General features: G+C 45.1%; 14 protein-coding genes. 3 read left to right on the top strand and 11 right to left on the bottom strand.

From position 1 onward, the window contains the following. Window positions 1-106: 106 nt before the first annotated feature. The 7 genes from BUA75_RS08705 to moaC all read right to left on the bottom strand — a co-directional run bounded on the left by BUA75_RS08705 (window position 107) and on the right by moaC (window position 8,996). Window positions 107-1,408, bottom strand: coding sequence for a dihydrolipoamide acetyltransferase family protein (locus BUA75_RS08705; RefSeq protein ID WP_072874259.1), 1,302 nt, complete (start codon window positions 1,406-1,408; stop codon window positions 107-109). A 38-nt stretch (window positions 1,409-1,446) separates the two neighbouring features. Next, entirely contained in the window at window positions 1,447-2,430 is a 984-nt protein-coding gene (locus BUA75_RS08700; protein ID WP_072874219.1) for an alpha-ketoacid dehydrogenase subunit beta, read from the bottom strand. Further along, a complete protein-coding gene (locus BUA75_RS08695) occupies window positions 2,431-3,435 on the bottom strand; it encodes a thiamine pyrophosphate-dependent dehydrogenase E1 component subunit alpha (protein ID WP_072874218.1) in 1,005 nt (334 codons plus the stop codon). Window positions 3,436-3,542: 107 nt separating this feature from the next. Then, complete coding sequence (gene lpdA, locus BUA75_RS08690) at window positions 3,543-4,964, bottom strand: dihydrolipoyl dehydrogenase (protein ID WP_072874217.1); 1,422 nt, start codon at window positions 4,962-4,964, stop codon at window positions 3,543-3,545. Window positions 4,965-4,988: 24 nt separating this feature from the next. Further along, window positions 4,989-6,080 carry a Glu/Leu/Phe/Val dehydrogenase dimerization domain-containing protein gene (locus BUA75_RS08685; protein ID WP_072874216.1) on the bottom strand — a complete coding sequence of 364 codons (1,092 nt, stop codon included), beginning with the start codon at window positions 6,078-6,080 and terminating at the stop codon, window positions 4,989-4,991. Between the two features lie 214 nt (window positions 6,081-6,294). Then, window positions 6,295-8,352, bottom strand: coding sequence for a sigma 54-interacting transcriptional regulator (locus tag BUA75_RS08680; protein WP_242650282.1), 2,058 nt, complete (start codon window positions 8,350-8,352; stop codon window positions 6,295-6,297). A gap of 131 nt (window positions 8,353-8,483) precedes the next feature. Then, window positions 8,484-8,996, bottom strand: a complete 513-nt coding sequence (moaC, locus tag BUA75_RS08675) for a cyclic pyranopterin monophosphate synthase MoaC (RefSeq protein ID WP_072874214.1) — start codon at window positions 8,994-8,996, stop codon at window positions 8,484-8,486. A 175-nt stretch (window positions 8,997-9,171) separates the two neighbouring features. Here moaC and BUA75_RS08670 point away from each other — a divergent pair, with 175 nt between their 5' ends. Further along, the gene (locus BUA75_RS08670) at window positions 9,172-9,855 is read left to right on the top strand and encodes a molybdenum cofactor biosynthesis protein MoaE (protein ID WP_083574228.1); all 684 of its coding nucleotides are present in this window, start codon (window positions 9,172-9,174) and stop codon (window positions 9,853-9,855) included. A 12-nt stretch (window positions 9,856-9,867) separates the two neighbouring features. Here BUA75_RS08670 and BUA75_RS08665 read toward each other — a convergent pair whose 3' ends face one another. Then, on the bottom strand, window positions 9,868-10,872 hold the full coding sequence (locus tag BUA75_RS08665) for an MBL fold metallo-hydrolase (RefSeq protein ID WP_072874212.1): 1,005 nt from the start codon (window positions 10,870-10,872) through the stop codon (window positions 9,868-9,870). A 218-nt stretch (window positions 10,873-11,090) separates the two neighbouring features. Between BUA75_RS08665 and BUA75_RS08660 the strand changes: the two genes are divergently transcribed. Together BUA75_RS08660 and BUA75_RS08655 are read left to right on the top strand one after the other, a co-directional pair. After that, complete coding sequence (locus BUA75_RS08660) at window positions 11,091-12,443, top strand: glycosyl hydrolase family 18 protein (RefSeq protein ID WP_072874211.1); 1,353 nt, start codon at window positions 11,091-11,093, stop codon at window positions 12,441-12,443. Window positions 12,444-12,470: 27 nt separating this feature from the next. Continuing rightward, on the top strand, window positions 12,471-12,968 hold the full coding sequence (locus BUA75_RS08655) for a permease (protein ID WP_072874210.1): 498 nt from the start codon (window positions 12,471-12,473) through the stop codon (window positions 12,966-12,968). Window positions 12,969-12,976: 8 nt separating this feature from the next. Here the strand turns inward: BUA75_RS08655 and BUA75_RS08650 are convergent, their stop codons facing one another. The 3 genes from BUA75_RS08650 to BUA75_RS08640 form a co-directional block, all read right to left on the bottom strand. Beyond that, window positions 12,977-13,897 carry a DNA-3-methyladenine glycosylase family protein gene (locus BUA75_RS08650; RefSeq protein WP_072874209.1) on the bottom strand — a complete coding sequence of 307 codons (921 nt, stop codon included), beginning with the start codon at window positions 13,895-13,897 and terminating at the stop codon, window positions 12,977-12,979. A 377-nt stretch (window positions 13,898-14,274) separates the two neighbouring features. Beyond that, on the bottom strand, window positions 14,275-15,120 hold the full coding sequence (locus tag BUA75_RS08645) for a C40 family peptidase (protein WP_072874208.1): 846 nt from the start codon (window positions 15,118-15,120) through the stop codon (window positions 14,275-14,277). Between the two features lie 111 nt (window positions 15,121-15,231). Then, window positions 15,232-15,945: a cell wall hydrolase gene (locus tag BUA75_RS08640; RefSeq protein WP_207549736.1), complete on the bottom strand. Its 714-nt coding sequence runs from the start codon at window positions 15,943-15,945 to the stop codon at window positions 15,232-15,234. Between the last annotated feature and the right edge of the window lie 15 nt (window positions 15,946-15,960).

Here is a 15,960-nt window from a genome sequence, read left to right as displayed (position 1 = left end):
CGCGAAATTTCTTAGCTTGGGACTACTTTAAGTGTAGACCAAACTGCATCAAATGCAAAGAAAGCCCCAACTCGCCGCAAGCGGCTTTGGGGCCAATCCTGGCAACTCATCCAAGCGTCAAATGTTCGCCTGCCTGTTCAACTTGTTCTTTGACCGCTTTCAAGAATTGACCGGCTACCCATCCGTCCAACAAACGATGATCGAGTGACAAACAAAGATTCACCATATGGCGAATGGCAATCATATCGTCATCCATCACCATGGGCCGCTTGACAATCGATTCAACGGATAGAATCGCAGCTTGAGGCTGATTGATAATCGGTTGCGACAAGATGGAACCGAATGCTCCGGTGTTATTGACCGTAAACGTGCCGCCTTCCATATCGGCCATCGTCAACTTGCCATTTCGAGCTCGCGTTGCCAAGTCGTTTAGTGCATGTGCAATTCCTGTTACACTCAGTCTATCCGCATGATGAATAACAGGAACCACAAGAGCATCATCGGTAGCAATCGCTATGGAAATATGAATATTTTTCATCAGCCTTATCTCATCATCTACCCATGCAGCATTGAGCATTGGATACTGGCGAAGCGCATTTGCCACAGCTTTAATAAAGAACGGTAAATACGTTAGAGACACACCTTCCCGTTCAACAAACCCCTTTTTCTGCCGATCTCGATAACGTACCAAGGAGGTTGCGTCCACTTCCACCATCGTCCAAGCATGTGGTGCAGTGCGCTTACTTTCCAACATTCTCCGAGCAATCGTACGGCGAATAGGAGTTGCAGGCAAAACGGTATAGTCACCATTTTCTGTTGCTCTTGCCTCTGCTGCTGCGGGTTGACTGTGCTCTGGAGCTTTAGCTGAAGACGGAACAGCAGAAGAGAGTTCTGTCTGTTTGGTTTCAGGAATAGCCATGGACGGTTGACTTCCCTGTTCAATAAAAGCGAGAACATCTTTTCGTGTGATTCTTCCACCTTCACCGCTGCCCATGACTTGCCGTAAATCGACTTGATGTTCTTCAGCTAACCGCAAAACGGCTGGTGAGTATCTTCCCAACGAACGGCTATTAGCTTTCTTTTCTACTTGATGCCGATCTTCATTCAAGGTACTTGTCAAAGAAGCTTTCGAAGGTGAATCCGCTGGAACAGAAGAACTGGTAGGTTGACTGCCAGTATTCTCCTCATTCAACGTCTCAATTCTACAGATCAGCGTTCCGACAGCTACAGTTGTTCCTTCAGCTATATAATGTTCAGCCATCCTTCCATCTACATCAGAAGGAACCTCAGCAGTGACTTTATCAGTAATGACTTCAGCAATGGGTTCGTATTTTCGAACCGGATCGCCCACCTGTTTTAACCAACGTCCCAGGGTACCTTCTGTCACACTCTCCCCCAGTTGCGGCATTTTTACATCCAATCCTAAAACCTCCTCGTTTCAACAACCTAAAATTTAGCCAGTTTACGCATAGCATCAGCAATTTTAGCTGGTGAGAGCATGTATTCCCGTTCCAAATTACCATTGAAAGGCATGGCTGGCACTTCTGGTCCGCACAGGCGTGCAATAGGCGCATCCAGTTCGAAAAGACAATGTTCGGCAATGAGGGCAGATACTTCCGCGCCCACACCGCAAACTTTGTTGTCTTCATGTACAATCAAAACTTTTCCTGTCCGCGAAGCAGCCTCTAAAATAGCCTCCTCATCCAGAGGGCGCAATGTCCGTAAATCAAGGACATGTGCAGATATGCCTTCTGCAGCAAGTTGTTCCGCTGCCTGTAATGCAAAATGCAAGGCAAGACCGTATGAAATGACGGTGATATCGTCACCCTCGCGACGTACTGCTGCCTTTCCAATCGGAGTAGTATAAGCTTCCTCAGGCACTTCTTCTTTGACAAGTCGATACAATCGTTTGTGTTCGAAGAAAAGTACAGGATCTGGATCGCGAATAGCACTGATCAACAATCCTTTAGCATCTGAAGGTGTTGAGGGAATAACCACTTTTAAACCTGGCGTATGAGTAAACAAAGCCTCTACGCTTTGCGAGTGATATAACGCACCATGCACCCCGCCACCAAATGGAGCGCGAATAACTATTGGACAATCCCAATCGCCATTGGAACGATAGCGAATGCGAGCCGCTTCCGATAGAATCTGATTGACTGCAGGCATAATAAAATCTGCAAACTGAATTTCTGCTACCGGACGCAACCCATTGGCCGCCGCACCAATCGAGACACCAACAATAGCGCTCTCTGCAAGGGGAGTATCGAGTACACGCTGTTCACCAAATTGTTCAATCAAACCGGCCGTAACTCGAAAAACACCACCACGCAACCCTACATCTTCGCCTAACACAAATACTCGCTCATCACGAGACATTTCTTCTTGCAGCGCATCATGAATAGCTTCAATAAATTGTTTGACAGCCATTTATTTCCCCTCCTCGGCATAAATGTGCGCAAAGAGCGTGGAAACTTCTGGAGCAGGCGCAGCTTCCGCATATTCTGTAGCCGCATTGATCTCTTTGCTGATGCGTTCTGTCAACATCTCATGCTGCTCGGCAGTCAATAATCCCATCTCTTCTAAATAGCTCCGCATACGCTCTAGCGAATCTCCTTCTTTGGCTTTCGCCACTTCTTCTCGCGTACGATATGAGCGATCGTCGTCGTCACTAGAATGGGGAACCAGACGGTATGTTTTCGCTTCAATCAGCGTAGGACCTTCGCCTTTCCTGGCGCGTTCCACCGCTTCTTTGGTGACTTGATAAACAGCGATTGGGTCCATACCATCTACCGTGACCCCCGGAAACCCATAACTGCCAGCCCTATCTGCTACATTCTCACAAGCCACCTGTCGATTCAAAGGAACAGAGATGGCATATTGATTGTTTTCACAGAAGAAAATCACGGGTAGTCGATGTACACCAGCAAAGTTTGCTGCTTCGTGAAAATCTCCTTGGTTGCTCGTTCCCTCTCCAAAAGAAGTAAACGCTACTTGGTCATGGCCTCTCATTTTAGCAGCCAACGCCGCTCCTACAGCATGAGGAATCTGTGTACCGACCGGACTGCTGCCAGTAAAAATATTTAATTTATGATCCCCATAATGACCTGGCATTTGGCGTCCGCCGCTGTTCGGATCACCGGCTTTGGCGAATGCCGCGAGTAACTCGTCTTGCGGCGTATGACCAAAAATCAAGACCAGACAGAGATCTCGATAATAAGGCGCTATAAAATCCACTCCAGGGCGCAAAGCAAAACCTGCTCCTGCTTGTGCGCCTTCTTGACCTTGGCATGAAATCACAAACGGAATTTTCCCTGCTCGGTTTAACAACCAAAGTCTTTCATCCAGCATTCTTGCTGTGAGCATTTTTTCATACATCAATAAAACTTGTTCATCGCTCAAGCCTACTTCCCGATGGTTTGTAAGCGTTGCCATGAGAGTAGCTCCTTCCCTATGCATCTCGATTATTAGATTGATCACCCAAAGAAGTGATCGTATTTAACGCAAGCCAGCATGCTAAGCGCTGGTTTTGGTCATTTTGATCACATATGCAACGCCAATCCATCCACAGCCAATGCAGCTTCACCTAAAGTTTCAGAGAGTGTTGGATGCGGATGTATCATATTCCCTATTTCCCATGCAGACGCGTTGACAAAAAGAGCTAGACCTGCTTCGGAAATCAAATCAGTGGCATGAGGTCCAACAATATGCACACCTAACAAATCATCGGTTTCACGGTCAGCTATCATTTTGACAAATCCTTCAGCTTCACCGTGAACCAGCGCTTTTCCAATCGACGAGAAAGGAAACTTACCAATTTTCAACTGATAGCCAGCTTCTTTGGCCTCACTCTCAGTCCAGCCAACTGAAGCTACTTCCGGCCTACTGTATGTACAACGCGCAATGTTGCGGTAGACCAGAGGGTGCGTGTGCAATCCTGCCATAGTTTCTACAGCATGAATACCTTCGTGAGCTGCTACATGCGCAAGTTGCAAGCCACCAATCACATCGCCAATAGCGAAAATATTGTGTTCACGTGTACGATAGTGCTCGTCTACTTGAATGACACCGCGTTGAATCTCGATTTCTGTTGCCTCAATACCAAGATTGTCAACATTGGCAGAACGACCTACAGCCACCATCATACAATCCGCTTGAATAGAAATTTGTTGACCATCGAGATCGTACTGAATTTCCATTCCATCATTTTGCTTGCGAAAAGAATCAGGAATCACTTTTGCACCCGTTTGAACAGCAACGCCGCGTTTTTTCAAAATTTTCTCCACTTCGCGACTGACTTCTTCATCCTCTTGAGGCAAAAGCCGCGGCAAAAATTCCAACAATGTCACTTGAACCCCAAAATCCGAAAGCATAGATGCCCATTCTACGCCTATAGCTCCGCCACCGACAATCAGAATCGAGTTAGGTAGTCGTTCAAACTGCAACGCATCATCCGAAGAAAGCACAAGTTTCCCGTCAAAAGGAAGGCCAGGTAAAGCTCTTGGACTTGAGCCCGTAGCAATGAGGGTGAAGCGAGGCGTCAAAATCTGTGACTCTTCACCATTTTCCACACGTACAGCACCAGCCTGCGGAGAGAATATGGAAGGTCCCATTAATCGACCATACCCGCGTATGACTTCCACTCGATTTTTTTTCATTAAGAATTCCACGCCGCGATGCAACTTTTCTACAATAGACTGTTTACGTGCCATCGCATGTTCTAAATGAAACGAAACTTTTTCTGCACTAACGCCGTAATTTTCTCCGTTTTTTACATCCGCAAACAATTCTGCGCTACGCAATAGTGCTTTGCTTGGAATACAACCGCGATGCAGGCATGTACCTCCAAGTTTATCTTTCTCAACAATGGCTACTGAAAGGCCTAACTGGGCGGCACGAATAGCCGCCACATAACCTCCCGTACCGCCTCCCAATACTACTAAGTCAAAAGACTGCTCAGCCAATGCTTTTTTCTCCTTCCACTGCTGTTACTTGTGCAAGACTGTACTTTGATGAGGCAGGAATGTGCTTCTCACTCGACGCATCTGTTCAATTCTAGCTTCTGCCATGCGGTCTGCAGCCTGATAGGATGGGATATGCTCACGACGAGAGACTTCATAAAGCTCAAGCATGATATTGTAAATCCCTTCCACGCGTTTCTTCGCACGTTCTTCAGAATAACCTTCCAGTTCATCTGCCACATTAATCACGCCGCCTGAATTAATAACATAATCCGGCGCATAAAGAATACCGCGTTCATGAAGCCAATCACCGTGACGAGTCTCAGCTAGCTGATTGTTGGCCGATCCGGCAATAGCTTTGCATTTTAGAAGCGGTAGAGTATGGTCGTTCAATACCGCTCCGAGTGCACAGGGCGCCAAAATGTCACAATCTGCTTCAAAAATTTCCTGAATGCCAACTACCTTTGCACCCAACTCGTTTTGAGCACGTTTTAGCGCATCCTCGTTTATGTCTGTAACTACCAGATGACCACCTGCCTCTTTGACCATTTCGGCCAAAGCATAACCAACGCTACCCAATCCTTGAATGGCGACTGTCTTACCTGCCAAATCGTCGCTACCAAGGGCCAATTTGGCTGTCGCCTGCATGCCACGGAAGACTCCGAGCGCAGTCATAGGACTCGGGTTCCCGCTCGAACCATAAGTTTTTGAAATGCCCGTTACATACTTGGTTTCCATATGAATCAAATTCATATCTGCTTCTGTTGTGCCGACATCTTCTGCAGTAATATAACGGCCATTCAGGCTCTGAATGTATCTTCCTAATGCGCGAAAAAGCGCCTCACTCTTATCCTTTTTGGCATCACCAATAATAACCGTCTTGCCTCCGCCCAGATTCAGCCCGGCGGCGGCAGCCTTGTAAGTCATGCCTCGCGCCAAACGCAACGCATCAAGAATAGCCTCCTCCTCTGTAGCATAAGGCCACATACGGCAACCACCAAGCGCTGGACCAAGGGTAGTATCGTGTATCGCAATAATTGCTTTTAACCCTGAAGCTTCATCGTGACAGAATACAACCTGTTCATAATCGTAAGTTTGCAGATATTGAAAAATTTCCATCCTGTATAAGTCCTCCTGTAATGAAAGTCTCTCCATCCTTTACAAGAATCGCTTGCTCATCCCAGCGACTCTATGACATTCATGAGTATAGTCGATTCATTTTGATGCTGGGAGTTTGATTTTTTTGAGCAATCCATAGAAGCTAAAAACATGAAATAAATTGCACAGTCTGCAAAAACACGCAAGCAAGCGTTTTCACGAAATGCAAATAGGATTATCTCTTTTCGCTCGTTTCCAATTTGTAATACAGAGTACGCACGGAAATACCGAGACGCCTAGCTGCTTCTGTCTTATTGCCACCTGTTGCTGCAAGTGTTTCACGCAAAATTGCCTGCTCAACCATTTGCATACGTTCATTCAGTGTTCCTTGGCGTGGCAAATAGCCACTCTCGCCTGTTTCTCCTGCCAATTCTTGAACAGAAAACCCGAGAGGCGGCAAATGATGCGCTGATAGTGTCGTTTCACTGTATCCTACGGACATCATGGCTCGACCTAAAACATTTTCGAGTTCCCTTACGTTCCCAGGCCAATCCCAGCGTATAAGCGCTTGCAAAGCATCTTTCGAAATTGCGTCCACATTCCGACCGAAAGCTTGATTTTGTCGTTGTAATATAGCTTTAGCCAACTCCTCTATGTCTTCCTTACGATATCTTAAGGGTGGAATAAAAATAGGAATAACATTGATTCGGTAGTACAAATCCTCACGAAAACGTCCAGCTGCAACTGCCTGTTCTAGATGCAGATGAGTAGCAGAAATCAAGCGCACATCAACCGCAATCGGTCGCGTCCCTCCCACGCGAACCAGTTCTTTCTCCTGCAGCACACGCAACAGTTTGGCTTGAGTAGAAACACTCATTTCGCCGATCTCGTCAAGAAACAAGGTCCCACCAGAAGCTTCTTCTAAAAGGCCGATTCTCCCCCGCAACAAACTGGAAGATGCTCCTTCTTCCAGTCCAAACAACTCAATCTCCAACATTTCTTCAGAAAAGAGAGCACAATTGACACGCACAAAAGGACCTTTCGCACGCTGACTTTCTTGATGTATAGCGTGTGCAAACAATTCTTTGCCCGTCCCTGGTTCGCCGCGCAATAAAACTGGGGCAGAAGTAGCCGCCGCTTTTCGCGCCTGGTCGATAGCATGAATAACCGCCTGACTCGAACCAACAATATCTTCAAAACGATATTTAGCAGATAAGGAACGAATAAGTCGATTAGCCCGTTGTAACTCATCTGTCAATTGCTTGATTTCCGATACATCGTGAATGACACCGACCGAACCGCGCAATTCATTCCCTACCCAAATCGGAGCAACATCAACAATCACTTCTTTGCGCAGAGGACCGACTTTCAGTGGCACGTTGCGGACAGCTTGCCCTGTTCTCAACACTTGCATGTGCATACTTTCACCTTCGGCAATATCTACTTCGGCAGGCTGGCCAATCACACGTTCTGGCGGAAGGCCTGTCAAACGCGTATAGGCTGGGTTAATCATCCATCCAATGCCGTTTTGATCGACAACCGAAATTGCGTCCTGAGTACTTTGTATAATGGCCTCAAGCAACTGCTGCACTTCTCGCAAATTGGTGACTTCTGCGGCCAAACGGTGTACTTCCGTCACATCCCGCAATACAACTAAGGCTCCAGCACGTTGAAGAGTCTCATCATCCATTGGCAAGGCATGAACAACGAGATCTGTACCAGCTTGAGAACGCATCTGAGTGACTGGGCTATCCTTACCTTGGAGAATAGGTTCATACACTTCAAGGGGTATCCAGGTATGTGCCTTTCTGCCGCGCATAGTAGCACTAGAAACACCCAGCATGCGTTCTGCAGCTGCGTTGCAAAGAGTTACTCTTCCTCCCGCATCAATACCGATCATGCCATCTTGCGTAGCATTGAGAATTCTCTGCAGATCTCGTTGTCGAGTACGTGCAGAAGCAATCAATCGTTCCTTTTCTGACATGATGAGCATAAAAAACTGCAAAGCAGAAGCAGGCACTACAATGGGTCGTTCTGGAAAACGTTCTAGAAGACGCATGTACACTTCGGTATGACCTGTAACTTCCAAAATAACGTCTATTTGTCCTTGCACCTGTTGTAAAGCACTATCAACATCGGGCGCAGTTGGAATACGAAGTTGCTCGGCAAGTAACATGCCAGGCGCCTCTGGACGTTTGTCCACAACACAGAGAATCTGTAAATCTCGATATTCAGCCAAAGTTTTTAAAACCTTTTCTCCTCCTTGGCCTGCTCCTAGCACAATCAGATTCAATGTGTGTACCCCCATCTTTCAAAAACTCAGTTTGAGAAAATTGTTCTATTAAAAAAAGAAACTTCTAACAGTAAGAACCTCGTTGCCTATACTCTACTCTGAAAACTTGTGATTCTTTATCGTTTGTGAGGTTATTCTGCTTCAAACGTGCCACTTTTCCCACCTGATTTATATACAACCCGAAGCCGTTCAATGGTCATAGCGCGATCGACCGCTTTACACATATCATAAACGGTCAAGGCTGCCACTGAACAAGCATGCAAAGCTTCCATTTCAATCCCTGTTCGATAGGTTGCTGCCACTTCCACCTCAATTTGCAGGCGTGATTGACCTTCTAGCGGTTCTAAAAACTCATGTCGTACCGAAACATGCTCAAGGGGCACTGGATGGCAAAGCGGAATCATCTGTGCCGTCTGTTTGGCACCCATCACAGCTGCAATTTCTGCCACTGAAAGGACATTCCCTTTTTTTAAGCCTCCCTCTTCTATGAGTTTCTGCGTCTCTGCTTGCATGAAAATTTCAACACGCGCAACTGCACGCCTTGCAGTAGTAGATTTACTGCTGATGTTGACCATATGTGCATGACCTTCAGCGTCAAAATGAGTCAATTGAATGGGACGATCCGTTTGAGTTTCTTTGGTCACTCTAATCTCTCCATTATGCTATGGATATTATTTGATTTGTCTAGTTGGCAATTCAACAGTTAAACTTTACACTGTTTCTTATGAATCAGCTTCATAGAGTCTCCGTTAAGCATACATGAAAAATTGACAGGATGGGAACCGGTAAAAACCGTTCCATATAAGGAGTGACCTCTCATTGCGAATCAAAGTTCTATTTTTCGCCCGATTACGTGAACTAGCTCAAACCAACGAGTGCTGGATCGAGTTGCCTGAAAATGCCCAAATTCTTGATGTCCGTTCTGAACTCACGAAAATTTTCCCTCAACTCCAGCAGGATTTACATAGAGCAGCTGCGGCTCTCCATGAGTCGTACGCAGAAGATAGCACTTTATTGAAAGACGGAGATGAAATAGCATGGATTCCACCAGTTGGCGGGGGATCAGGAAAAATAGAAATCATTTCACCTTACTATCAGGTGACAGATGAACCGCTTGACTTGTCAAAAGCCTATCAATTACTTGAAGATCCTAAATTCGGAGGAATTGTACTGTTTTCTGGCACAGTAAGAGAGTGGACTGGAGATAGACGAACGGAGAAATTAGAATACGAGGCATACAAGGATATGGCTCTTTTACAAATGCATCGACTTGGTGAAGAGTTGGAAACCACCTATCCTGGTGTCAAAACCCTGGCTTGGCATCGCGTGGGAACACTTGTACCCACAGAAACAGCCGTGATATGTGCCGCAGCGTCCGCTCACCGTGATATTGCTTTCACAGTGTGCAAGACGCTGATTGATCGATTAAAAAAAGAAGTTCCTATATGGAAAAAAGAATTTTTTTCGGATGGACAAACCGAGTGGAAAGAGAATCCAGAATAAAGTCTGCAAAATTCAGGTACGCGAGCAATAAAAATACTCAACACCCTGCTTTTCAACGATGTGAATCTCCCCATCCACGACTAACCAATCCAGATAACCTAGTATTTCGGAGAGAATTAAGCTAGGTTGATCAAGCCGATGTGGAAAATAAGCAGCAGCGTAATCCCAAGCTGTTTGCATCGGCTTGGTTCGAACCATTTGCAGAACCTTATCTCTTCGACTCTCCTGTTCCTCAAGTCTTTTGGCAATCAGATCGCGTGGATTGTCAATCACGTTTCCATGGCCTGGATAAACAGTACGAAGTTTCATTCCTTGTATGCATTTCAAATTGTTTCTGTAATCAAGCAAAGACTTACTACGCTTTGCTAGAAAGCCGTCTGCTTCTCCCGGTAAAGGCTCAACCAAGGCATTGGATGATATTCGGGCAATCAGTTGGTCGCCAATGATCATCATTTCTTCTTCTGGATGGTAGAGCGCAATAGCAGCCTGAGCATGACCTGGAACCTCTATAAACTGAAACTCCGGAAGCCACTCAAAAGTCATTCCGTCATGAACCGGGACATTAACTACCGACCGGTCGTTCAATTTTTGTAATAAAAAAAATTCTTTTTGAGCCATTTCTTGATAATTTTGTGGCATCCCACAGCGTTGATAAAGTGCTTCGTAAAACCGCGTACGGTAAATATGCCCTCCTTCCCAGCCATCCAACCAGCTGGACACACCGGGATGCGCATAGACGGGAACGCCAGCTTCGGCAATTTTCCGAGTTAATCCAACGTGATCGACATGACCGTGTGTCAACACCAGTGCGGACAATTTCGAAAAAGATGAGATACCGTGCTCTCTAAGCCCTTTTTCCAATGCCGTCAGTGATTCTTGACGCCGTGGTCCGTTATCCACCAACACATATACGTCTGCGCGCTGTAGAAGATAGGCATTCATATCACCAACAGCAAATCCGGTTGGCACAGGCAAACAGTGAACTTCCAAAGCCTGTGAAGATTGAACAGTTGCCATTGCCGCCCCTCCTCTCGCTCGTTTTGTACGAGCGGATAATGATGAAACGTAAAGATGGGTATACTCTGCTCTTTTTTATGATACGCCAGCAAAGCATTCTATTCAATGAGGCAAATATCGAAAAAACTTTTCTATAAATCTTCTAATTACAAAACTCGTCTCATAGAATACAGCAGATAGACAAGAGATAAAGAGTTCAATAGATAGGAGAATGGCGGATGCGCAAGTTAAAAAAGCGGCGAAAAAAAGCACGCCGTGCGTTGCTTGCTGCAATTGCCGCAGGCAGTTTTCTATGGGGCATGGTTGCTTTAGACGGTGCATTGAACCAAAGCTTTGACAATCCAGGTTCAAACTGGAGTACCACAACCCTTGGAGACGCGTTACTCAATGAATGGATTGGAACAACCGATACAGAAAATAATACGGAGAACATGCCGCTGGGGAACTTTCTAAAAACATTTCCAACTTGGTTAGCAGAAACAACACATATGCCGTTTCTTCATCCGGAAGTTGAATTGGAAGACGCCTACTTTTCGACTCCTTCCACATTTCAAGAATCAGGAGGTGGAACACAGTCACCACTACTATCTTCTATAGCAAACTGGCAATCGGTCTCTCACAAAATTGCTTTAGGTTGGATGCCCGCTGAATCCACCTATGAAAGTGACATGCTCATTAAAGATAATCCAGGAATGAATGTTGTATCTCCAAGCTGGCTGGAACTTCAAAACGCTTCCGGCCAGGTAAGCAGTCAAGTGAATCCCGCCGTAATTCAGTATGCGCATCAGCATCATGTACAAGTTTGGGCGCTTTTTGACAATCAATTTCTTGCCAATATGACTCATCAATTTTTATCTAGTAAAGCCAGTGAAATGAGATGTATACAGCAACTTGTCCAAATTGCCAAACAAAATCAACTAAATGGCATTAATCTTGATTTTGAAAACTTGGATGACTCCGATCAATCTGCTTACACAACATTTGTAGCTCGCTTACACAAAAATCTTCAAGCCATTCATGTTGATTTATCAGTTGATGTGACGGCAGATATTGTACCGCTAGTTGACAACTCCGCTTACTTTCATGCCGGCTTGGCAGATGTGAGCGATCAACTGATTCTCATGGCCTATGATGAACATTGGGCAGCCGATCCAACACCTGGTCCTGTAGCAGACATGCCTTGGGTGAAAAGCTGTGTCAATGATTTACTGGATACAGGAGTTCCTGCGGATAAGCTCTTGCTTGGTATACCCATGTACACACGTTTCTGGACAGTGGTCAATGGACAGGCAGTGAACAGCGAAGCCGTTGGACTTGATAGTGTTGCTTCGATTCTTGCTGAACATCAAGCCAAATCCGAATATCAGCCAAGTCTCGATCTTATGTATGCTCAATATCCAGTCAATGGTGGAACCGAAGAAGTATGGTATGCCAATCAACAGACATTTTCCGACAAGCTTCAACTTGTCAATAACGACGGTTTGGCTGGAGTAGCTGTTTGGTCATTGCCATTTTCACAACCTTCAATATGGACAAGCATGATCAATAATTTACAGAAAGTGGTAACTTGAGGGTAGGGTAGGAGGGGGCGATAAAATTTGGACAGAATCCTGCTGACAGTAGGTCTGTGTACTATTGGCACTTACACTATTCTTATGTTCTACAAACCTGAATTGGCTCATGATGGTGTAGAATCCAGTTTATCCATGTTAATTCAAGCGATGCCATGGATGCTTGTATCCATGTTTATCGCAGGTCTCATTTCTCAGGTTATAGATACAAAAGTCATTGCCCGATTTCTTGGACCACAAAGTGGATTGTCTGGAATCATCATAGGAGCACTTTTTGGATTGATGGGAACCGGATCGCGCTGGGCAGTTTATCCTTTAGCCGCTGGACTTTTAAACGCCAAAGCAGCTCCAGGGGCGGTTTTCAGTTTTCTTACATCTTGGCAGCTTGTTTCTTTACCACGCATACCTGCTGAATTTCCTTTTCTTGGAGTTCCCTATACGATATTACGAGCAGTTGTCTCTTTTATTGTTTCGATTATTGGTGGTCTCCTCCTTGAATGGATTTCTAAAATATTCCTAACTTAAACACCCATTTATCTATTTGACGTATGGCCTGGTAATGGATGACGTAAACTGTGCCATACATAATAAGTGACATAACTGCGAAAAGGAGCAAACATCTCACCGAGTCGCTTGGTTTCATCAGGATTGGGACGATCCGGCAAAATAAGAAGATTGGCAAGACCCTTCTGCAATCCCACATCTGCGCTTGGCCATTCATCAAGCATTCCCACCCCAAAAAGCAGCAGACACTCCACTGTCCAGAAACCCACTCCCTTCACCGGCAGTAAACGCTCAAACCACTCCTCGCGAGAAATACCACGCCATTTTTCAAGCGGCAGTTGTTCTTCAACCACACTTTGAGCAATGCTGAGTATTGTCTCGGCCTTGCGATTGTTCAATTGTATTTGCCGTAAATCATCCACAGAAAATCGCAATAAGGATTCTGCGACTGGAAAAGTGAAAATTTCTTCAACAAATGGATTTTCAACGTGATCACCCGCTAATCGAACCAGCCTATTCACAAGAGTGGCAGCAAATTTAGTGTTTAACTGTTGCCCGATGATGGTACGGATGAGCGATTCGAAAAGCGTTGGATCGTGTACTGGACGCAACCCGCGAAAGCGTTCAAAAAGTATGGCTGCAGGTGTATGTTGCAATGTCTCATACATCGCTTCTACGTCGTCTGTAAAACTGAGTGTGAGTGCCAAATGTGCCTTCAATTCTGTTTGTTCTTGATAAGAAAGGTTGCGATTGGTCTCTATCTTCAACACACTATCCATACAGCGGCTTTTGACTGCGGAAGCACGGTAAACAATGGGTTTATTTCCCGTCCAAAAAGTACGAATGAGTGTATGGTCCTGAACATGGACTGTAATATCTTCTCGAACGGCAAACCGCTCTATGGTAGCGTCCCAATCAAACGGTTGGGGAAGATCAACAAGAAAAATCATGAACGAATCTCCTTTTCAGACGGAAGTGTTGAGAAACGTCTCATCAATAGATTAAGGAATTCCAAACTGTTCAGCAAATCCTCTCATTGTCCTTCCTGTTTTGAAACAAAAAACTGCCCCTGCAGGGACAGCTTTTTTGTTCTGAATTTGTAAAAATTGTTAAATTACGCAACCGGTGTTGTGGTGCAGGTAGTTACCGAATAGGGCACGAGCAGGATAAAGAGCACAAAGATGATGAGAAATACTACAGCCCAGCGAGTATATCCTCCAAATACTCCGTACATCTAAGAGCACCTCCCTTGAGCGGTTTCTGCTCTTACAGTACGTAGCAGTCCAGATTTATGCCATGGACATTCGCCCGATTGACAAACATCTGGTTAGGAGTTAGGAATGACCTGGCGAGCAAAAACTAAAGCATGCCCAAACCAAGTCGAATACAGTGGAACTTGGACTACTTTTCCGTATCCCCCACCTTCTTCAATGAGCATTCCGTTACCTTCATAAATCCCCACATGTCCTCCACCTGTCGGGTTATTGGCTGTTCGGAAGAAAAGCAAATCTCCTTCACGAATTTGCGACAGTGGAACAGGTGTTCCTACATGATAACGTTGATATACGGACGACGATGAAAAGCGGATACCAAGAGCAGTCCGATAAACCCAAGCCGTAAAATTTGAGCAGTCAAAACCTACACCAGGAACCTGATGACCCCACCAATAAGGGACACCCAGTTGGGTACGGGCTACAGCAATCACTTTGTTAGCCTCTATTTTCCACTCTGGCAAAGATGACGAAGGAGAGGTTGCAGAACTCAATCCATTTGTGTTTACAGTCGTATTTGCTGAAAGATCCGATGATGCAGTGTTTGTTGAAGAAGGAGCAACTGTTTGAGTACTATCGGTTGTTACCAGATGGACAAACCTGCTACTCGTGGTCAAAAAAACATCTTGACCTTGCCAATCAACCTCATACCAGTAGTTGTTATATTTTTTTACCAACGGTGCTTGCTCCGATAATTCTAATTTACCTACCACAGGAGAATAGATAGATGGTGAGCGAAACATGTCTACCCAACCGTGATTCGTCTCTACATATTCGCTGGAATTGGACGACAGATTTGCAGCCCAAACTTCGTTTGGCTGAACAAAGGCGAGAACTGTTGATGCAGCTGCCAAGACGCCAGCGCCTTGCCAAAACCATTTGGCAAATCTGTTGTTTTTCACAAAATGCACCTCTTTTTTGTTTTATTATTTAAAATTTTCTGTTATATAAGTTTAGCAAATAAAATATAAACTTTTTAAAAATCTAACCAGTGATGGCTTTCTACAAAACCATCACTGTGCAAAAATAAACGGCCCAATTTGTTCAATGGTTGGTTGATCCCAGACCCAACTGTTAGAAGCGGTTTTGGATGGATTATAAAAAACATACGCATTAGGTACTAGATTTTCATGGTTGTCCAACACATCTTCGGCAGCGGTCCAAGCGCTAGCCACAGGAGTCTGATAGATAAAACCGTTCGTGGTACAAGTAAACTGCGCATAACCGTTCGTTTTCTGGAATATTACCCCATAAGCAGTGTTTGGGTAATCTGGATTTTGCATACGATTCCAGACAACATCCCCCACTGCAATTTGAGCATTGAGCGGGGTACCCTGAGCTTCAGCAGAAATTAAATGAGCTAACCAATATAGATTACTATTGTAAGTAGCCTCTGAATAATCAGCATTTGCGGTTGGAGATGAACTTGAATTTATTTGGTTGGTGTTGGCCACAATAGAAGAAGATGTACGGCTTGAGACTGGCAAATTCAGTACTGTGCCAATCAACATATCGCGCGGAGTGACCTGAGGATTAGCTGCTTCCAATGAAGCTAGAGAGATATGGTAGGCTTGAGAAATTTTCCATAATGTATCGCCTGCTTGTACGGTGTACGTTGACATCGTATCTGCATGGGCAACCGTCATATGTGTGGCCGCAAAAAAAGATACTGCTACGACCGGAGCAGCGATTTGCAAAGTTCGCTTCTTTAAAAATTGTTTTTTCAACATAATGTGTAAACG

It is taken from the genome of Alicyclobacillus tolerans, from assembly GCF_900142255.1.
Lineage (GTDB): Bacteria > Bacillota > Bacilli > Alicyclobacillales > Alicyclobacillaceae > Alicyclobacillus_I > Alicyclobacillus_I tolerans.
The sequence above is the reverse complement of the archived record's forward strand: the minus strand, read 5'-3'. Positions and strand labels throughout refer to the sequence as shown.